The organism is Stenotrophomonas sp. LMG 10879 (assembly GCF_002750935.1).
GTDB lineage: Bacteria > Pseudomonadota > Gammaproteobacteria > Xanthomonadales > Xanthomonadaceae > Stenotrophomonas > Stenotrophomonas lactitubi_B.
In genome coordinates this window covers 46,814-67,111 of sequence record NZ_PEJT01000001.1, presented here as the reverse complement: position 1 = coordinate 67,111, position 20,298 = coordinate 46,814, and the positions used below count along the sequence as shown (strand labels likewise).

The window sequence follows — 20,298 nt, the reverse complement described above, 5'->3', positions numbered from 1 at the left end:
CGCCTCGATGCGCGAAAGGTCGTTGGTGCGTGGAAGGGTGCAATCAGTTCAGCAGCAGAGCATCAGTTCGGACGTGCGGCACTGCTTTCGCGGATGCGCAACTGTACCGGGGCGACCGTGCGCCGTGGGGGCGCATCCGGTTCCTCCAGTCGTTGCAGCAGCAGGGACGCCGCCTGCCGGCCGCGCTCGCGCGGATCGGCGGTCAAGGTGGTCAACGGCGGCACGGCGACCGACGCTTCGGAAATATCATCGAAGCCGGTCACCGCGAAATCACCGCCGGGACGGATGCCGCGCGAGTTGAGGCCCAGCATCAGGCCCAGCGCGACGGTGTCGTTGTAGCAGACCGCCGCGCTCGGCCGATGGCCGTCGACAAACAGTTCGTCGGTGCGCGCGGCCGCTTCCAGCCGGTTGGGTGCCGATTCGATCATCCAGCCCGGCGGTAGCGCGAGCCCGGCTTCGGCCAGTGCCTGCTGGAAACCCGCGCGACGCTGGTGGCAGGAACTCGATGCCGCATGACCGCCGAAGAAGGCGATCTGGCGATGACCGCGCTCGATCAGGTGGCGGGTGGCCAGGTAGGCGCCATGTTGGTTGTCCAGGGTCAGGAAGTCCCACTCGGCGCCTTCCAGCTCGCGGTTGAACAGCAGTACGTTGGCATTGGCACCCAGCGCCTGCCGCAGCAGCGCGGCATCGCTGCCTTCGGCCGGCGACAGGATCAGGCCTGCAGGCGTGTGCTCCATCAACGTGGACAGCACCGCCTGCTGGCGCTCGGGTGACTCGCCGGTACTGCCGAGCAGGGTCACGTAGCCACGCCCGCCCAGTGCCTCGTCCACACCGGAAGCGAATTCGGCGAAGAACGGGTTGGACAGATCGTTGATGACCAGCGCGATGCTGGACGATGTGCGTCGCCGCAGGTTCGCCGCCGCGCGGTTGTAGACATAGCGCTGGCGGCGAAGCTCAGCCTCCACCCGGGCGCGGGTATCGACGTTGACCAGCGGGCTGCCGCGCAGCACCAGCGACACGGTCGCGCGCGAAACGCCGATGGCACGGGCGATGTCGGTCACCGTCACCGCCTTGCCGGAACGCTTGCTGGAACTGTCGCCGTTGTCGTTCATCGTCTTCCCGCACTCCGATGGATGCTCAAGCCTAATGGATCGCGGCCCTGTCGTGCCGTGCCGTTCGCTGGGTTGCCTCGAACGGCACAGCCCGGCTCAGTGCAGCTGGCTGCCCGGGGCCGCGCACCAGGACACCGGCAGATCCTTCACCGCCGTGCCCCAGCCCTGCGTCGGCGCCGTGCCATCGAGGGCGAAACGCAGCTTCGGGCCCTGCTGCAGCTGGTTCCAGCCCAGCCACACCGGGGCATGTGCCTGGCCATCGACCTGCACGCCCTGCACGTACTGCAGGCGGCGGCCATCGGCGCCGGGCGCCTCGATGCGCAGGGTGCGGCCGTTGCCCAGCTCGACCTCGACCTTGGCAAAGCGCGGCGTATGCAGCAGGAACTCGCCGCTGCCCGGCACCGCCGGGTACACGCCGATCGCACTGAACAGGTACCAGGCCGACATCGTGCCGAGGTCATCGTTGCCGGTCACGCCATTGGGCGCATTGGTGAACAGCTGCTGCGCCGCACGCACCACTGCGGCGGTCTTCCACGGCTGGCCGATCAGCGTGTACAGCCACGGCGAATGCAGGTCGGGCTCGTTGTTGGGGTTGTAGCGGAACTGGTTGTAGTAGCTGTACGGGCCCACCACCCACTCGCGGCGCGCCGCATTGAGCGGGTCGGCCTGCAGTGCATCCATCGCGAAGAACGCATCCAGGCGGCGGCCCGCCTGCTCGCGACCGTCCATCGCTTCGACCAGCCCCGGCATGTCCTGCTGCGCCAGCCACTGGTACTGCCAGGCGGTGCCTTCATGGAAGCCATGGTGCGAGCGCGGGCTGTAATGGCCATCAGCCGGGGTATACCACTGGCCGTCTTCGGTGCGCGGGCGCGGGAAGCCGCTGAAGCCGGTTTCCGCATCGCGTACCTGCGGGTCCCACACCTTGCGCCAGTTGCGACCGCGCTCACGCAGCGTCGCCGCGTCCTGCGCATGGCCGAGGCCATCGGCCATCTGCGAAAGCGCGCAGTCGGCCAGTGCGTACTCCAGCGTTGCCGAACCACCATGGTGAGGATCGACGTCCATGCCCTTGGACGGGAACGCACGGTCGTAAACCACGTAGCCCTTGTCCAGGTAGGTCGGGTTGCCGGAGCGACCGGCCATCCGCGAGTTCAGTGGCGGCGTGCCGAACGCGTTGCGGCGCAGCGCATCCCATGCCTGTCCTTCGCGGCCCTTGAGTGCACCGAAGCGCCACAGATCGACCATGAAGGGGGTGACCGGGTCGCCGGTCATGATGTTGGTCTCGAAATTGGCATAGCCCCAGCGCGGCAGCCAACCACCCTGCTCGTCGATCGCCAGCAGGGTGCGGCCGATATCGCGCGCCACGTCCGGGCGCGTCAGCGCCAGCCACTGGTTCTGTGCGCGGTAGGTATCCCACAGCGAGAAGTACTCGTAGTAGGTCCAGCCATCGGCGCGATGGATGCCATCGTCGTAACCACGGTAGCGGCCGTCGGCATCATTGCCGGTCATCGGCTGCAGCAGCGCGTGGTACAGCGCGCTGTAGAAGACGGTGCGGTCATCGCCATTGCCACCCTGCACGCGGACGCGTGCCAGCTGCTCGCGCCACGATTGCTGCGACAGCGCGCGCATGCGATCGAAGCCGAGCAGCGCCCCGCCCTGCATGCCCTCGGCGCGCAGGTTGGTGCGCGCGCCTTCGGCGTCCACATGCGAAATCGCGCTGACGGCCGTGACCGACTGGCCCTTGGCCAGGTCGAAGCTGAGCCACGCGCCATTCGGCTTCTGCTCGCCTTCCATGCTGTGCCGCGCGCCCGGCAGACCGCCGCCCTCGCCCCAGGTGCCATGCGCCTTGAACGGGCGGTCGAACTCGATACGGAACCAGGTGGTGTACTGATGGCCACCGCAGAAGCTCTTGGTGACCAGCTTGCCTTCGACCACGCGGTCGCCGACCACATCGACCACGCTGCCGATCACCGAGTGGCGCTCGTTGGCCTGGCCGACATTGACCAGCACGTGGCCATCGCCCTTGCCCTGGCTGAAGGTGTAGCGCTCGGCAGCTGCGCGGGTACGTGCGGTGGCTTCGGCATCGATGCCGCCGTAGCTGGTCAGGCGCACCTTGTAGTAGCCGGCCTGGCCGATTTCGCCGTCATGGGTATAGGCCGAGGCATACGCCTTGTGGTCGAACTGCTTGGGGTTGCCGGTATCGAAATCACCGCCGGGGCCGATGCTGCCGGTCACCGGCAGCACCGAGACCTGCCCGCCCTGCTCCCAGCAACCGGCGCCGGAGAGGAACGAGTGGCCGAAGCCGCGGATCTTGTCGTCGTCGTAGCGCCAGCCCGAATAGTGGCTGCCAATCGGGCTGACCTGGATCAGGCCGAACGGCGCCGAGGCACCGGGGAAGGTGTTGCCGTCATCCTTGCTGCCAATGAAGGTATTGACCTCGCGCTCCAGCGCGGCCGGTGCGGCCTGCAGCCAGGGCGTCACCGCGAGCGCCAGCAGGCAGGCGATGCGGGCCAAGGGCCGATGGGACAATGCCGACAGGCGGCGGGCGGGACGACGGCGGGACAACCTGGTCACGGGCAGGACTCCTTGGCGGCAGGGCGGCAGCGAAGACCGGCAGCACAGGCCGAGCCCTCGTTTCCATCGGTACAAATCCGCACCCCGGCGGATTTAGATCGATTCAAGTAGAGCATGGGAATTTCGCCCAATGCATTCTGCGGCGCAGCATGAGAGGGGGCTTCGGCCGGGCTGCGCCCGGCACCCGCAGAGGCCGGAGCAAGGGCAGAATCAGGTTGCCGAGCTGGGCGGGGCGGTGTGGGTACGCAGGACACGCCGTAAACCCATCCATGGGGGCTCGATGGCGCCATCCATGGCGCCAACGGTCCTGCACACCCACACCGCCCCACCCCTGACAGTTTCCTGATGTCTGGTAGATCCACGCCATGCGTGGATGGATGTTCCTACCGATTTCGAAATCATCGAATGGAATTGGATTTCATCCACGCATGGCGTGGATCCAAGTGTTGACCAAGGTCCACACCCACCAAAGGCGTCGGGAATCTGTCGAAGGCGGGGTGGGTCCGGTTGCGGGGGCGTGAGCGCCACGGATGGCGCGACCGAGCTTACAGGGACGTACTTGCAGCGTCCCCCGCAACCGGACCCACCCCGCCATCCCACGGAAAGCCGCTGTTGTTGTTGCTGTTGCTGTTGCCCTGGCTTCGGCCTCTGCGGGTGCCGGGCGCAGCCCGGCCGACCCACCCCGTTTGCGCATGTAACCGCTTACAGCAACTTTCCACAAAGGGTCATTTGTACGACACGTCGCTGCCATATTGCGCAGCAACATGCGTCGGCACGTCGGCCGTGCTAAAAATCGCCCCGCCCATCGCTTAGATCGATCCAAGACGACAGCGCGATGGCCCGGAGTTGGGGAGCAAGACAGGACGTGCCGCGTCATCCGCCAGGCGCTCGTTGCATCTGCACGGCGAAGGCAAGATCGGCATCACGAATTAGATCGATTCAAGTTTCCGCGTCAGTCAGTCACCGGATCAATCCAGGAGAGAGGGAGAGATGGCAATGAAGCAATCAACACGTACGCAGGGCCACGACGCGTTGTCGCTGGCCATCGCGCTGGCGCTGGCCGCCGCCGTCGCTCCGCTTGGCGCTTCCGCGCAGCAGGCGGCAACGACCGGCGCGCAGGACGCCACCACCCTGGACAGCGTCCAGGTCACCGGCTACCGCTACGCGATCGAAAAGAGCCTGCAGCAGAAGCGCGACGCCAACGCTGTGGTCGAAGTGATCACCGCCGAGGACGTCGGCAAGTTCCCCGACAAGAACGTGGCCGACGCGCTGCAGCGCGTGCCCGGCGTGGTCATCACCCGCAGCGGTGGCGAAGGCAAGTCGGTCAGCGTGCGCGGCCTCGCGCCCGACCTGACCCTGACCCAGTTGAACGGCAACTTCGTCGCCTCGTCGGAAACCAACAACGAAGCCACCCGCTCGTTCAACTACACCCTGCTGCCGTCGAACATGCTGTCCAGCGCCGAGCTGTTCAAGTCGCCGGAAGCGCGCATCGACGAAGGCGGCATCGGCGGCACGGTGATCCTGCACACCCGCCGCCCGCTGGAGATGGAAGCCAATTCCGGCTACGTCAACCTGGAAGGCACCTCGTCCGATACCAGCCACGACGTCGACCCGCAGGTGTCGGCGCTGTACTCCTGGCACAGCAAGGACGAGCGCTTCGGCGTGCTGGTCGGCGTGACCCAGCAGAAGCGCACCAGCCGCACCATGGAAGCCAGCACCGAGGACTACCAGTGGTACGGCAACAACACCACCGCCCGCGATGCCAACGGCAACCTGCTGGAACAGGACGGCATCCACTACTGGTGGGGCCAGTCCGGCTTCAACAACCAGACCGGCAAGAACTACAGCGAGTTCTTCATGCCGACCTCGGTGAACTTCGCGGTGAAGGAAGAGAAGCGCGAGCGCAAGGGCGGCCAGCTGACCTTCCAGTTCAAGCCGATCGACAACCTGACCCTGACCGCCAATTACTTCCGCTTCGAACTGCAGGGTGATTACACCCAGAACATGCTGAAGGTGCCGGAGTGGAACCTGGCCCGTTACAACCAGGACGGCAACTGGGATGGCGGCCGCCTGCTCAACGGGCTCAGCTTCGACCCCAGCGGCAGCATCGTCACCGGTGCGCAGTACGAAAAGCTGGCCGGCAAGACCTACTACTGCAGTGAAGACGAAGCCGCAGCGGCCGGCATGAAGCCCGGTGGCTGGGGCCCGGACGACTGCACCATCCCCACCCCGCAGCTGACCGGTGGCTACAGCAAGGAAAAGGCGCTCTCGCAGACTGCCGACCTGACCATCGACTGGGACATCAGCCCGCTGTGGAAGGCCTCGTTCACCGGTGGCCGCACCTGGTCCGAAGGTGGCCCGTCGATGAACTTCCGGATGTCGGCCAAGCCGCGCCGCAAGGTCGGCAACCAATGGCAGTCGGGTAACCAGTACACCGCGTGGGACCTGACCGGTACGCCGTCGGTGCAGTTCTCGCCGGACCTGCAGCAGCAGTTGATGGCCGGCATCGCCGAAGTGGATACCGGCTCGACCGATTCGTCGTGGATGCAGACCGAGGTCAAGCAGAACTACTTCCAGGCCGACGTCACCAAGATGTTCGAAGCCGGCTGGCTGGACTCGATCCAGTTCGGCGCCAAGTACCGTGACGGCCAGGTCCACCGCAACACCGGCAACACCTACTGGGTGTGCCCGGGCCTGGATCCGGCCGACTATGACAACAACCGCTACCAGGCCGGTTGCGATCCGACCGCCGGCAATGCCCAGCCGGGCTTCTTCCTGTCCAATCCGATCAGCAACATCACCGGTGGCTTCAACGCCAACGTGTTCCCGGGCATCAACTACCCGGCCTACATCGATTACCTGAACAAGACCTACGGCGGCTCGCATAACCGTACCGAGGAGGACTTCGTCTACGACGTCAACGAGAAGATCTACTCGGGTTACTTCCAGGCCAACTTCCGTACCGACCGCGTGCGCGGCAACGTCGGCGTGCGCGTGGTGCGCACCAAGCAGTTCGCCCAGTCCAGCGATTCGGTCGAGCGCTTCAACGACTACTTCGTGGACAACGCCAGCGGCGCACCGATGAGCTGCGATGATCCGGCCGCCGATCCGAACCTGCGCTGCCAGGGCGGATTCGTGCGCCTGCCGGACAACCAGGTCCGTGACAAGGTCTACACGCTCAGCTCGCTGGACAAGACCTACACCGACTTCCTGCCCAGCTTCAACATCGCCTGGGACATCACCGACAATCTGGTGCTGCGTGGTGCCGCATCGAAGGTGATCGCCCGCCCGAGCTACACCTCCATCGCCTACCCGGGCGGCCTGCGCTACGTCAGCGAGGAATACAGCAACGACCGCCGCGTCGCCGGCGGCACCGACACCCCCGGCTGGTACGGCTCGGGCAGCAACAAGGCGCTGGAGCCGTTCGAGGCCGTGCAGTTCGACCTGGGCCTGGAGTGGTACTTCAAGCCGGGTTCAGTGGCCGGCGTGGCGCTGTTCCGCAAGAACGTCGACAACTTCACCGTGCCGGTGGTGCGCGACCAGCAGATGACCGTTGGCGGGCAATCGGTGACGGTGCAGAAGTATGAAACCCAGGCCAACGGCCGTGACGGTGTCTCGCAGGGTGTGGAGCTGTATGGTCAGTACACCTTCGACTTCGGTCTGGGCGTGCAGGCCAACTACACCTACAACGACACCAACCTGGCTTCGATCGTGCTGGATGGCGAAGAGATCGGTTCCTCGCCGCTGGTGGGCAGCGCCAAGAACCAGGCCAACGTGACCGTGTTCTACGAGAACGAAAAGTTCCTCGCACGCGCCTCGTACAACCGTCGCGGTGAAGTGGTCGGCGGCCTCAACAACGGCCTCACCACCTACACCAAGCCCTACGACCAGCTCGATCTGAACGTGGCCTACAACCTGACTCCGGACTGGACCGTTACCGCCTCGGTGCTCAACGCCACCAAGTCCGAGCTGCGCAGCTATCTGGGCAACGACAGCCAGGCCCGCCTGCTGTCCAACATCTACGCCGGCCGCCAGCTGTACTTCGGCGTGAACTGGAAGTTCTAACGCAGTACCCCCGCCTGCGCGCGGGGACGATCCTCCACGGCAGCCGCGCTGGTACAGGTGGCTGCCGTTTTTTGTTCAGCGTATCGCTTGACCCTGCCATCGTTGGAACGTGCACACTGGCTCCACCCCCAGAGCATCAAAGGAGCTACAGATGGAATTCCATGTGGAAGGCATGACCTGCGGTGGCTGCGCACGCAGCGTGACCAAGGCGATCGAGCTGGTCGACCCGGCAGCGACCGTGTCGGCCGACCCGGCCAGCCGTCGCGTGCAGGTGCAGACCTCGGCCAGCGAAGCGCAGATCGTCGCGGCGCTGAGCGAAGCGGGTTTCCCGCCGCGTACCGCCTGATCACCCTGCCAATTGCATGAACGATGCCCGCCCCGTGCAACTGCCGGGCGGGCATTTTCTTTTCCATCTGTCTTGGTCAGGTCCTGCGCGCGCGCCTGCGTACTGCCCCTGCGGGCGCTGCAACCGGCGCAGCGCCCTCCTCGCCTTCACCCAGCCGCTGCAGGATCGGGCACTCGGGTCGATCATCACCAGCGCAGCAGCTGATCAGCGATTTCAATGTATCGGCCATCTGCCGCATGTTCTCGATGCGCTGTTCCAGGTCATCGATGTGTTGCTCGGCCAGGCGCTTCACATCCGCGCTATGCCGCGACGTGTCGTTCCACAGGCCCAGCAGGTCGGTGATCTCGGCTACCGAAAAGCCGAGATCACGCGCGCGGCGGATGAAACGCAGCCGATGCACGTCGGCCTGCGAATAGGCGCGATAGCCCGCACCGGTGCGGTCAGCCTGCGGAATCAGGCCGATCTGCTCGTAATAGCGGATCATCTTGGCCGACACGCTGGAGGCCTTCGATGCTTCACCGATGTTCATGCAATCGCTCCTTCAGTGGGCCACATGGGACGCGTCCGTCATCGGCGCCTGGAAGCGCCGCAGGCGCAGCGCGTTGCCGAGCACGAACACACTGGACAGGGCCATGGCACCGGCGGCGAACACCGGCGACAACAACACGCCCCATACCGGATACAGCGCACCGGCCGCGACCGGGATCAATGCGGTGTTGTAAGCGAAGGCCCAGAACAGGTTCTGGCGGATGTTGCCGATGGTCGCCTTCGACAGCGCGATGGCATTGGGCACGCCCTGCAGGTTGCCGGACATCAGCACCACGTCAGCCGATTCCACCGCAACGTCGGTGCCGGTGCCGATCGCCAGCCCGACATCGGCCTCGGCCAGCGCCGGCGCATCGTTGATGCCATCACCGACGAACGCGATCTGACCGTAAGCCGCCTTCAGCCGGCGTACCGCCTCCACCTTGCCTTCCGGCAGCACTTCGGCCACCACTTCATCGATGCCGAGCTGGCGGGCGATGGCCTGCGCGGTAGCAGCGTTGTCACCGGTGATCATGGCCACCTTCAGGCCAAGCTGGTGCAGGGCGGCAATGGCGGCCGGCGTACTCGGCTTGATCGGATCGGAAACTGCGATGATCGCCGCCAGGCGGCCATCGAGGGCGGCATACAGTGGCGACTTTCCTTCGTTGCCCAGGCGCTCGGCCAATGCAGCGAACGCACCGATGTCCACGCCCAGCGAACGCATGAAACGATCGGCGCCCACTTCCACGCGTGCGCCATCGACGGTGGCACGCACGCCCATGCCGGTCACCGACTCGAAATCAACCATCTCCGGCAGCGCGATGCCCTGCTCTGTCGCCGCCTCGACGATGGCGCGGGCGATCGGATGTTCCGAGCGCGATTCCACCGCTGCCACCCGGGCCAGTACCTGCGCGCGATCGAAGCCGTCGGCGATCTCCAGGTCGGTCAGCAGCGGGCGGCCTTCGGTCAGCGTGCCGGTCTTGTCCACCGCCACCACCTTGGCGTCCTTCAACAACTGCAGCGCCTCGCCCTTGCGGAACAGCACGCCCATCTCGGCACCGCGGCCGGTGCCGACCATGATCGAGGTCGGCGTCGCCAGCCCCATCGCGCACGGGCAGGCAATGATCAGCACGGCCACGGCGTTGACCAGCGCGAAGGTCAGCGCCGGCGACGGCCCGAAGATCAGCCACACCAGGAACGTAGCGAGGGCCGCCAGCATCACCGCCGGCACGAACCACAGCGTCACCTTGTCGACCACGGCCTGGATCGGCAGCTTGGAACCCTGTGCCTGTTCAACCAGTCGGATGATCTGCGCCAGCATGGTCTGCCCGCCCACCGCCGTCGCACGCAGGGTCAGTGCGCCCTTCTGGTTGACGGTGCCGCCGACCACGTTGCTGCCGGCCGACTTTTCCACCGGGATCGGCTCGCCGGTGATCATCGACTCGTCGACGAAACTGCGACCTTCAGTCACCTCACCATCCACCGGCACGCGCTCGCCCGGACGCACTTCCAGCAGATCGCCCAACAGTACCTCGTTGATCGGGATGTCGACAATGCGACCCTCACGGCTGACGTGCGCCACCTTGGCCTGCAGGTTGACCAGGCGCTTGATCGCCTCTGACGTGCGGCCTTTCGCGCGCACTTCCAGGAAGCGGCCGAGCAGGATCAGCGCGACGATCACTGCCGCCGCTTCGTAGTAGACATTCACCGTGCCCGCCGGCAGCAGGCGCGGCATGAAGGTGGCCACCACCGAATAGCCGAATGCCGCAGCGGTACCCACCGCCACCAGCGAGTTCATGTCCGGCGCCAGGCGCAGCAGCGCCGGGAAGCCCTTCTGGTAGAAGCGCCGGCCGGGAATGGCCAGGACCAGCGTGGTCAGCACGAACTGCAGGTACCAGCTTGCCTGGAGGCCGATCGTGGACATCACCCAGTGATGCATGCCGGGAATCAGGTGCGAGCCCATTTCCAGCACGAACACCGGGGCTGCCAGCACGCTGGCCAGGATCAGGTCGCGTTTCAGCGCCACCCGCTCGGCATCCTTCTTTTCCGCCGCTTCCTCATCGACCTGGGCGACGCCATCAATCGCGTGCGCTGCGTAGCCCACCTTGTCGATCGCCGCCACCAATGCGTCGATGCCGGCGACGCCGCGCACGGTCGCACGTTCGGTGGCCAGGTTGACGCTGGCCTGGCTGACGCCCGGCACCGCCAACAGCGCACGCTCCACGCGGCCGACGCAGGACGCGCAGGTCATGCCTTCCACGGCCAGTTCGGTGGTCGCAGCCGACACCTCATAGCCCACGCTTTCCACCGCCTGGATCAGGGCGTCGCGGTCGACCCGGCCAGAGGAGCGGATGTCCGCACGCTCGGTGGCCAGGTTGACCGACACGCTGGCGACTCCCTCGACCTTGGCCAGGGCCGCTTCGACCCGGCCAACACAGCTGGCGCAGGTCATGCCTTCGATCGGCAGGCTGAGGGTGGAAGCCGTCCCGGGGACGGCGGTAACGCTTGAGGTGCTCATGGCCTGGTTTCCCTGGTTCCATCTGGAGAGATGACCAGCCTAGACCTTGCCATCGTGGGAAGGTCAAATCCACCCCGCCCGGCCAAGGGCCCATCCACGCATGGCGTGGATCTACTGCAAAGCCTGGTTAGAGCCACGCCATGCCTGGCCACCCGGCATCCCGAACGCCCAGTAGAGCCACGCCATGCGTGGCTGCCCGGCATCCCGCACGCCCAGTAAAGCCACGCCAAGCGTGGCCGCCCGGCGTCCCGCGCGCCCAGTAGAGCCACGCCATGCGTGGCTGCCCGTCACCCTGTGGCTGGCGCCGGGTCATGCCCCGGCGCCGCCGTCCCTCAGAACGTGAACACATACTCCAGCGCGAACTCGCGCCCCACCGCTCCCAACAGACGCGTCGGAGCGAAATCGTAGTCGACCTTGTACGGGTCCTTGTGGTTCCAGCTGGTGGCGTTGAACGCGTTGTTCACGTACAGATTGACCTTCATGAACTCGGTCACCTGGTAGCCGACGTTGAAGTTCCAGGTAATGAACGGCCCGACCCGGCCGTAATAGCGCGCCGTCTGCTGCCCGGCGTTCGGGTTCGTATTGGCCGATCCATCCGGACGCGTGGCTGGCTCCAGGCAGTTCAGCGACGGGCTGTCGCTGGGTACGTAGCCATCGGCGAACGGCAGGCAGCCGCCAGGGTTGTCCAGGCGGTCGGTGCCCCAGTGGTAGCGCACACCCGGCACCGAGCCGATGCGGTCGGCATACACGTTCGCGTTCCAGTTTCCTCCCTGCCAGGCCAGGCTCGCGCGCAGCTTGCTGCGCAGGTCACGGTCGCGGCGCTCGGGGTTCGGGTCGTTGGCGTAGCGCTGCTCCTTCGTGGAGATCTGGTTGGTGTAGTTCACCCCCAGCTGGAAGCTGCCCCATGCGGCCGTCTCCAGCCGATAGCGCGCGCTCAGATCGATACCACGCACTTCGCGGCTGGCCAGGTTGAACGGCCCGCGCTCGATCGACACCAACCGTCCGCTGCTGTCACGATTCACCCGGGCCAGGATGCCGGCGCAGTAAGCCTCACCCGCCGGATTCGCCCACGGCGTACCGTCCATGTTCTTGCCGGTCAGGCAGCCGGCCTCGCTGGCCAGCACTTCGTCCGCACCGACGTCGACGATCATGTCTTCCAGCTTGATCGCCCAGTAATCCGCGCTCATCGACAGGTTCGGCAGTACGTCCCAGACGAAGCCGACCGTCCACGAATTGCCGGTCTCCGAGCGCAGCAGCGGCGTACCCCGACGGTTCACGTCGAACGCGTACCAGACATCGGTATTGCCCACGCCGCAGTTGTTGACCAGATACGCGCCGCTCTCGATGCAGCGCAGGCGGTCGTAGGTCAGCACTTCGGAGCTGCTGGCCTGGCCCAGCAGGTAGTGCATGTCCGGCGCGTGGAAGCTGGTCGCGTAGGAGCCGCGCACCAGCAGCGACTCGAACGGACGCCATTCCAGGCCGGCATTCCAGGTGGTTTCCTTCTGGCTGCCGACATCCAGCGCCTCGCCGCCGCCGTCGGCCTTGTAGCTGCCGTAACGGTCGTAGCGTGCCGCAGCGGTGGCGATCAGGCTGTCGGCCAAGGGGATCTTGAACTCGACACCGGCCGAATAGCGGGTGCGCTCACCGCCGCCACGATCCACGTTCTGCAGATCGAAATCGATGCCGGCGCGCGGATCCGGGCTGAGGTGATAGCCCTGCTTCGCTACTTCGGCCACCGCCGCGAACGAGATCGGCCCGGCCCAGCCCTGCAACAGTTCACCGGTGATGTCGGCCGAGGCCTGGTTGACGTAGGAGGACGCGCGATTCTTCGCGACGGTGCCCATCTGCCAGTACTGGTCCGGGGTGATCGGGTTCCACCAGCGCGACTCGTTCAATGCGTAGATGGCCTCACCGTCGCCGGTGGTGCCCAGCCGTGGGCCGAGGAAGAAGTCGTACGACTTCTGTTCGTCCACCACATTCTGTCGCTCCTCAACGCGGTAGTAGGAACGGCCGACCGTAGCGCTCCAGTCGAAGCGATCGGCCAGGCGACCACGCAGGCCTGCGCTGATATCCCACGACAACTCGCGGTTGGTATTGCGCAGCGTGTCCAGGCCACCGACTTCGTCCGGGGTGAACTGGCGCACGCCGAGCACCGGGCGATTGCGGTTGGCGTCCCAGTAATAACCGTTGGCATCGTCGATCAACGAAACACTGGGTGGGTTGGTGCCCCAGATCGCCTCGGACCGGTACACCGCCAGATTGCTCCAGGCCTGCAGGCCGTCACCAAAATCGAAGGTGCCATAGAGATTGCCCGACACGTTCTCCGAGCCACCGGTCAGCAGCCAGTTGGCGTAGTCGGCGCTCATGCCGCACAGGCGGCCGGTGTTGCTCACCGTATTGGCGTTGTAGTTGTAGACCAGCCGATCGGCGGTGTAGTACTCGCCAGCGAATTTCTCGCAGGTGCCGTCCGGCGGTGCCAGGCGCTGGCCTGTGCTCGGGTCGATCAGCGCCAGGCCCGCGGTGGGACGGAAACCGACCTTGCGCTGTTCCATGTTCCAGGACGGGTACAGCGCATCGTCAGCGTCGTCCATCTGCGGCCGGTCGCGGCCGAACAGCGGATCGCGCTTGGTGTACTGCAGGGCGTAGGTCACGCTCCAGTTGTCGCCGGTCTTGCCGCCCGCCCACGACAGATCCCAGGTATCGCGGCCGCCTTCGGTGGAGGTACCACCGCGCACGCGCACTTCGTCGCCGTCGTAGTTGGTCTTCAGGATGACGTTGACCACGCCGGCGATGGCGTCGGATCCATAGATCGCCGACGCGCCGCCGGTCAGCACTTCGATGCGCTCCACGGCAGCGGCAGGAATGTTGCTGTAGTTGGAGAAATTGGTCTCGCCGCCATAGGGCAGCGGGTAGTCGGCCACACGGCGGCCGTTGACCAGCAGCAGGCTGCGGTTGGGGCCCATGCCGCGCAGGTTGAGGCCACTCGCATTGGGCGTGTGCGAGCCCCACTGCGATGCCGCTTCGACGGTGCCGGTCGCTTCGGTCAGGGTCTTCAGGGCGTCGTAGACGGTGACGAAGCCTTCCTTCTGGATCTGTGCGGCGGTGATCACGTTGACCGGGGCAGGGCCCTCGACGCCGGCGCGCTTGATGCGCGAGCCGGTAACGGTGACGGCATCGAGGTCCCTGGTGGAGGACGTAGTCGCTTCCTGTGCGCCCGCTGCGAAGGGCAGCAAGGCAAGCACGAGGGCCTGGGACAGCAGATGACGACGGTTGCGGACGGACTGAGCCATGGGTGGTTGCTCTTGGATGGTGGGCGCGCGGTCGGATGGCGATCCCGGGCGTTGAATCGATCCATCTCGATTCGATCACCCTCCCCTGTGGATCGATCCAAACTAAAGCACAGCTGAACCACGCCCGGCATGCGGCGACGCAGCAACGCGCTGCAACATGTCGCTATCGGCTCCTGGTGTCGAGAGAATTCAACGGGTTGAGAAACATCGCTGAGAGAACTACGCACGAAGCGATGACACGATTGCGACAAACACGCGCGGAACGGTTTTGTCCGTCTTCAACGACTTCAAAGGTCCGGTGGGTCTAGAACAAACCACCCATCGCGGAGCGCGTAGTGGCTCGATGCGTTGCCTCCGGGTCCGATACCCCACCACTCGATGGTGAACCCGTCGTCCTGCCAGGTCACGGAAGAAAAGTCGGATTCACTGCCGGGGCTTCCCGAGTTCAGACTGGCGAGGGACACGGTCTCCAGGCAGCTGCTGATCACTACACTGCCGCGTTCGATGGGCTTCGGCCGGGTCAATTCGTAAACGAACAAATGGATCTCGCGCCCCGCGCCACAGCGGCCCGTCGGATTGGAGGGGTTTGAATCGAACACCTGATACAGCGCCCGAAAGCGTTTGTTTCCAAGCATATGTACGCGAGTGTCGACGAACGCCCCTGTAGCAGAGGGTGCCAGCGTCACCCCGCTCAGCACAGCGCCGGTGCTGCTTCCCTCCGGACCGGCCGCCTTCCAGATCAACACTGGTGGCTGTCCTTCATCTGCAGCTATTGCGGCGATTGGCAGCAGACAGAGAAGTAGCAAGAGCAGTCGAGGCATGCGGAAGGAGGATCGTTGCCACAGGGAGTTGGACCCCACTGTCGACAATCCTTACTTGATCGTCCATTCGGAAACACGGATGCCCCTGCATTCCGCAGTTTGGCGGACGGACTGTCCATCCGCGCATGTCAGAAGCGTCACTTTTCGGCAACGGGTGCGCGTTCGGCAATGGGGTCGGAGCCCTTCTGCGAAGGGATCCGACCCCGGGCGACGGTCAGCCGTCCAACGCCTGCCGCAGTGCGGCCACGGTCGTGGTGGCGGTCTGGCTCCAGTCCGGATCCAAACCGCGCAATGCCGGGTTCTGGAACTGCATGGCGGAGCGCCGCAGGCCCTTGGCCGAGGCGTGAAGTTCGGTACAGCCGCTCCGTCGTGCGACGGCGGCGATATTGGCCGGGCCCAGCCCCGCGCCGGCCATCACACTGATGCGCCCCGCCGCCTGCGTGACCAGACCTGCCAGCACATCCGCGCCGGCCTCGGCGCTGACCTGGCCGCCCGAGGTCAGCACGCGCTGGCAGCCCAGCCCGATCACCTGCTCCAGCGCGGAGGGCAGGTCACGGGCGGCATCGAACGCACGGTGGAAGGTCACCTGCAGCGGGCCGGCCGCCCGCACCAGTTCCAGGCACAGCGGCCAATCGATGTCGCCCTGTTCATCCAGCGCACCGATCACCACGCCGTCGCAGCCCAGCGCGCGGCACTGCGCGATATCACGCAGCATCAGCTCGGTTTCCAGCGCGTCGTAGTGGAAATCACCCGGGCGTGGTCGCACCAGCACGAACAACGGAATCTGCAGCCGCTCGCGGGCTATGGCGATGCTGGCAAACGACGGCGTAGTGCCGCCCTCAGCGAGATTGTCGAACAGTTCGATGCGGTCTGCGCCACCGGCCTGCGCGGCCAACGCCGAAGCCACCGAATTGCTGGCGACCTCCAGCGTGCGGCGCACGTTCACGCCTGCGTGCTCGCATAGATCGACGGCGAGTCGCGCAGGTCATCCTGGCGCTGCGCGTCGCACACTGCGTAGACGAAGCCGCGATGCAGCGCATACGCACCCACCTCGCCCTGCTTGTTCATTGCCAGGAAACAGACCTGCAGCGTGCGGCTGGCTTCGGGGCGCTTGCGCACCACGCGGTCGATCGCCTCGCGGCAGGCCTGTGCCGGCGAGCGCCCCTGGCGCATCAGCTCGACCACCAGGAACGAGGCCGCGTTGCGGATCATCTCTTCGCCCACACCCGAGGCGGTGGCGGCGCCCACTTCGTTGTCCACGTACAGGCCGGCGCCGATGATCGGGCTGTCGCCCACCCGGCCGTGCAGTTTCCAGGCCATGCCGCTGGTGGTGCAGGCACCGGCCAGATTGCCCTTGGCGTCCAGTGCCAGCATGCCGATGGTGTCGTGGTTGTCGCTGTTGCCGGGTAGACCGCGGCGCTCGGCATTGATCTGCGGCGCGTACTTCTCGGTCTTCAGCCATTCGCGCCACGCCGCTTCGGCCTTCGGGGTCAGAAGGTGCTGGCGCTCGAAGCCCTGCTGCACGGCGAACTGCTGGGCGCCCTCGCCCACCAGCAGCACGTGCGGGCTTTTCTCCATCACTTTGCGGGCCACCGACACCGGATGCAGGATGTCGACCAGCGCAGCGACCGCGCCACAGCGGCCGTCACCATCCATGATGCTGGCGTCCAGGCTCAGCACGCCGTCGCGGTCCGGGTTGCCGCAATGGCCGACGGTGGGGTTGCACAGCTCGCTTTCGGCCCAGCGTGCACCGGCTTCCACCGCATCCAGCGCACTGCCGCCCTGCGCCAGCACCTTCCACGCGGCCTGGTTGGCCGGCACGCCGAAGTCCCAGGTCGATACCACCTTGGCCCCGCCCTGCGTGCGCGCCTTCACCACCGGCAACGCTGCCACACCCGCGGCCAGTGCACCGGCCTGCAGGAACTGCCTGCGATCCACCATCTTCGCCTCCGTCTGCATGCTGCGCCCGCCGGCCCGATGCCGGCAGCGCCGATCAATCGTGCGCGGGCGTCCGCGCTGCGTGCCAGGCCGCTGCACCGAGCACGCCCAGCTGGCCATGTTCCACCCGCCACACCGGCACCTGGCGCAGCACGTCGGTCAGCACACCTTTGTTGAGGAAGCGCTCACGGAAACGGCCGTCGGCCAGGAAGTCCTGCACATGGGTGGAAATGCCACCGGCCAGGTACACCGAGCGCGCGCCGACGGCGATCGCTGCGTCACCGGCCAGGCTGCCCAGCCACGCGCAGAACACCTGCAGGGTTTCCACTGCCAGCGCATCGTCGCCTTGCCGCGCAGCCGCGATCAGCGCTTCGGTGCTGGTCCATTGCGGCGCCACGCCGCGCAGTTCGCACAGGCAGGGGTACAGGTTCATCAGGCCGCTGCCGGACAGCACGCGTTCGTTGTCCACGTGCGGCCAGCGCTGCAGCAACTGGCCCAGCACGTGCAGTTCCAGCGCGTTGCCGGCGCCCAACGCAGCGTGGCCGATCTCGCTGGCCAGCACCGGGCGCTCGCCATCGGCGAAGCGCAGTGCCGCACCCAGGCCGGTGCCCGGCCCGAGCACCAGCGCCGGGAAGGTCTTGGCCGGATCGGCGTCGCCGTTCAGCGGCACCAGCGTATCGGCCTGCAGGTACGGAATGGCCAGCGCCACCGCTTCGAAATCATTGATCAGCTGCAGGTCGGGCAGGCCCGAATCGCGGCGCGTTGCCGACAGCGATACCGTCCACGGCAGATTGGCGTTGATCAGGGTGTCGCCGTCGAGCAGGCCGGCGATGGCCACCACCGCACTGGCCATCGGCTGGCCGAGGCTGGCGGTGAAATCGGCGAGGATCGCCGCCAGGCTGGGGTGGTCGGCACAGGCGTAGGTGCGGTAGCTGCCCAGCCGCGGCGCCTGCCCCGGCAGGGTCTCGGCCAGCGCCAGACGGGCGAAGGTACCGCCGACATCGGCGACGACCAGGCTGCGTGGAACGCCGCTGCGGGCGGGGTCGGATGGAACCGGAGACGCTGCTGCAACGTTCACGCTGGCCTGCTTGGATCGATTGAATCGTGCCGATTCTCAGGCATCGGCCGTCCTTTGCCTAGCGCGGCGATGCCGCCGCCCGGGCTCACATGCCTTCCTGCTCGGCCACCTGCACGCCGTCCACCAGCACCCGCAGGCGCTGCGGGCGGAACCCGGCGAACAGCAGCGGCCGGGTCCGCTCCACCAGCACTTCGTGGCCGGCGATATGACGCTGCCACGACTGTACCAGCGAGAACGAGAAGTGCGTGCCCGGATGCAGCGGATGCTGCACCCAGACCTTCTCGCTGGCGCTCTGCAGCATCATCGCGCCGGTGAACCAGTGGCGGCTGAGGGTGACCGGCGTGGTGCCGGCCATGAAGCGGATATCCATGCTGCGTCCTTTCGTGATGGAAGTGCGTGAGGACAGCCCTGCCCGCGCTCAGGGCTGCGCGGTCTGCAGGCTGTAGCTGGTGCTGGCGGTGAATACCGCACCATCGGGCTGGGTGGAACGCACCTCGACCTTGTGGCTGCCCACGGCCAGATCGGTCGGCAACGCACCACGCCACAGGTGCGGCGAAGCGGTGGCTTCCGGCGAACGGTCGTAGCCGCGCAACGTCGAGGCCAGATCGTCGGCGACGTTCTCCACCATGAGCCGCGGATCAGCCTGGCTGACCTGCTTCATCGGCTGCCAGGCGCCACCATCGACGCGGTACTCGACCACGCTGGCGTCCTCGCCCATGTAGACGTTGGCGTAGATGCCCCACGCCGGGTACGCGCCCTTGCGCAGCACCTTCGGCGCATGCAGGCCGATCTGCTCGCTGGCGGCTGCACCGGCCACCCGGTACTGCAGGCGGTAGCTGCCATTGCCAGCCACGTCCAGCAGCGCATAGCCCTTCGGCGTGCCATCGCTCATGGTGCTGTCCGGTACGCCGGCGGCATTCTTCACACCCGACCAGAACGCACCGCAGTTGGCACCGACGTTGTACTCGTGCAGCGGCCTGGCACCCTGCCAGCCGTCAGCCTTGCCGTGGTAGACGTGCTGCTGGGTGTGGCTGTGGCCACTGAGCACCAGCACGTTGCGGAAGTCCTTCAGCAGGTCGAACAGGCGTTGGCGGTCGGCATGGCGGAAGGTCTCGCGCCCCGGTGCCGCGTCGAACAGCGGAATGTGCATGCCCAGCACCAGCAGGCGGTCCTTGTGCAGGCCCTTCAGATACGCAGCCAGGAAGGCGAACTGATCCTCGCGCAGGCCGCCGACATACTTCGGCTTGGCAGTGGGGTCGTACACCACGTCGTCGAGGAACACGAAGCTGGCGCCGCCCTCTTCCACCGCATAGGTATCGGGGCCGTAGATGTTGCGCCAGCTGTCCAGCGAATGCGCGTCATTGGCCGCGTCGAAATCCAGGTCGTGGTTGCCGGGCACGTGGAACCACGGCACGCCGAGTTCGGTGGTGACCTTGTTGATCGCCGGGTACAGGGTCAGGTCGTCGTTGACGATGTCACCCAGCGTGGTACCCAGACGCGCCTTGGTCTGCCCCACCAGCGGCGCCACGATCGACTGCTGGTAGTAGCCGATGTCCTGCAGGCTGGCGGTCTGCGAATCGGTGAACACCAGCATCTGGAAGCCACGGCGGCTGTCATGCCGGTCGTTCTGCAGCGCGAAGTCCCAGTTGCGGGCGACGTCACTGGTGGCCGCAATGCCGCCGTACTTCAGCGCAGGGGAACCGTTCGGCCGGTAGTGCCGCCAGAACGACGGCAGGCCGTCGGCGGCCTTCGGGAAGGAATAGGCATCAGGCTTGATCACGAAGACCGTCTGGCCGTCACGCACCGGCAGGCTGTAGCTGCCGTCGGCAGCGGTCTTGACGATGGTTTCGCCATTGGACACCTGCACGCCGGCCAGGCCCGGATCGGTCGCACCGCGGCCCGGCTTGCCGTCTCGCTCCAGATAGACCTTGCCGCTGACCACGGTGTCCGCGGCCCAGGCCGGCGAGGTCAGCAACAGGCAGCACAGCCAGGCGGCAGGCAGTTTCATGGGGGCGGTCCGGGAAAAAGAAGACG

Annotated in this window: 13 protein-coding genes; 2 read left to right on the top strand and 11 right to left on the bottom strand. The window is 66.3% G+C overall.

Annotation, left to right across the window (positions count from 1 at the left end):
• Positions 1 to 62: 62 nt before the first annotated feature.
• Together CR919_RS00275 and CR919_RS00270 are read right to left on the bottom strand one after the other, a co-directional pair.
• On the bottom strand, positions 63 to 1,112 hold the full coding sequence (locus CR919_RS00275) for a LacI family DNA-binding transcriptional regulator (RefSeq protein ID WP_099818319.1): 1,050 nt from the start codon (positions 1,110 to 1,112) through the stop codon (positions 63 to 65).
• A gap of 96 nt (positions 1,113 to 1,208) precedes the next feature.
• Positions 1,209 to 3,647, bottom strand: coding sequence for a GH92 family glycosyl hydrolase (locus CR919_RS00270; RefSeq protein ID WP_165787234.1), 2,439 nt, complete (start codon positions 3,645 to 3,647; stop codon positions 1,209 to 1,211).
• A 1,026-nt stretch (positions 3,648 to 4,673) separates the two neighbouring features.
• On the opposite strand from CR919_RS00270, the gene CR919_RS00265 reads away from it, so the two are divergent.
• Entirely contained in the window at positions 4,674 to 7,748 is a 3,075-nt protein-coding gene (locus CR919_RS00265; protein WP_099818318.1) for a TonB-dependent receptor, read from the top strand.
• 151 nt (positions 7,749 to 7,899) lie between these two features.
• The gene (locus tag CR919_RS00260; RefSeq protein WP_099818317.1) at positions 7,900 to 8,094 is read left to right on the top strand and encodes a heavy-metal-associated domain-containing protein; all 195 of its coding nucleotides are present in this window, start codon (positions 7,900 to 7,902) and stop codon (positions 8,092 to 8,094) included.
• 76 nt (positions 8,095 to 8,170) lie between these two features.
• Here CR919_RS00260 and cueR read toward each other — a convergent pair whose 3' ends face one another.
• From cueR to CR919_RS00215, 9 genes are all read right to left on the bottom strand, one after another.
• Complete coding sequence (gene cueR / locus CR919_RS00255; protein ID WP_099818316.1) at positions 8,171 to 8,623, bottom strand: Cu(I)-responsive transcriptional regulator; 453 nt, start codon at positions 8,621 to 8,623, stop codon at positions 8,171 to 8,173.
• A 12-nt stretch (positions 8,624 to 8,635) separates the two neighbouring features.
• Entirely contained in the window at positions 8,636 to 11,137 is a 2,502-nt protein-coding gene (locus CR919_RS00250; RefSeq protein WP_099818315.1) for a heavy metal translocating P-type ATPase, read from the bottom strand.
• Between the two features lie 332 nt (positions 11,138 to 11,469).
• Positions 11,470 to 14,427: a TonB-dependent receptor gene (locus CR919_RS00245; RefSeq protein WP_099818314.1), complete on the bottom strand. Its 2,958-nt coding sequence runs from the start codon at positions 14,425 to 14,427 to the stop codon at positions 11,470 to 11,472.
• A 287-nt stretch (positions 14,428 to 14,714) separates the two neighbouring features.
• Complete coding sequence (locus tag CR919_RS00240) at positions 14,715 to 15,173, bottom strand: hypothetical protein (RefSeq protein WP_099818313.1); 459 nt, start codon at positions 15,171 to 15,173, stop codon at positions 14,715 to 14,717.
• Between the two features lie 289 nt (positions 15,174 to 15,462).
• Positions 15,463 to 16,194, bottom strand: a complete 732-nt coding sequence (locus tag CR919_RS00235; protein ID WP_099818312.1) for a copper homeostasis protein CutC — start codon at positions 16,192 to 16,194, stop codon at positions 15,463 to 15,465.
• Complete coding sequence (locus tag CR919_RS00230) at positions 16,191 to 17,189, bottom strand: N(4)-(beta-N-acetylglucosaminyl)-L-asparaginase (protein ID WP_099818755.1); 999 nt, start codon at positions 17,187 to 17,189, stop codon at positions 16,191 to 16,193. The genes CR919_RS00235 and CR919_RS00230 overlap by 4 nt, the downstream gene beginning before the upstream one ends.
• A 52-nt stretch (positions 17,190 to 17,241) precedes the next feature.
• Positions 17,242 to 18,264: a glucokinase gene (locus CR919_RS00225; RefSeq protein ID WP_099818311.1), complete on the bottom strand. Its 1,023-nt coding sequence runs from the start codon at positions 18,262 to 18,264 to the stop codon at positions 17,242 to 17,244.
• Between the two features lie 85 nt (positions 18,265 to 18,349).
• Positions 18,350 to 18,634, bottom strand: coding sequence for a hypothetical protein (locus tag CR919_RS00220; RefSeq protein WP_025874818.1), 285 nt, complete (start codon positions 18,632 to 18,634; stop codon positions 18,350 to 18,352).
• Between the two features lie 48 nt (positions 18,635 to 18,682).
• Positions 18,683 to 20,272 carry a calcineurin-like phosphoesterase family protein gene (locus CR919_RS00215; RefSeq protein WP_099818310.1) on the bottom strand — a complete coding sequence of 530 codons (1,590 nt, stop codon included), beginning with the start codon at positions 20,270 to 20,272 and terminating at the stop codon, positions 18,683 to 18,685.
• Between the last annotated feature and the right edge of the window lie 26 nt (positions 20,273 to 20,298).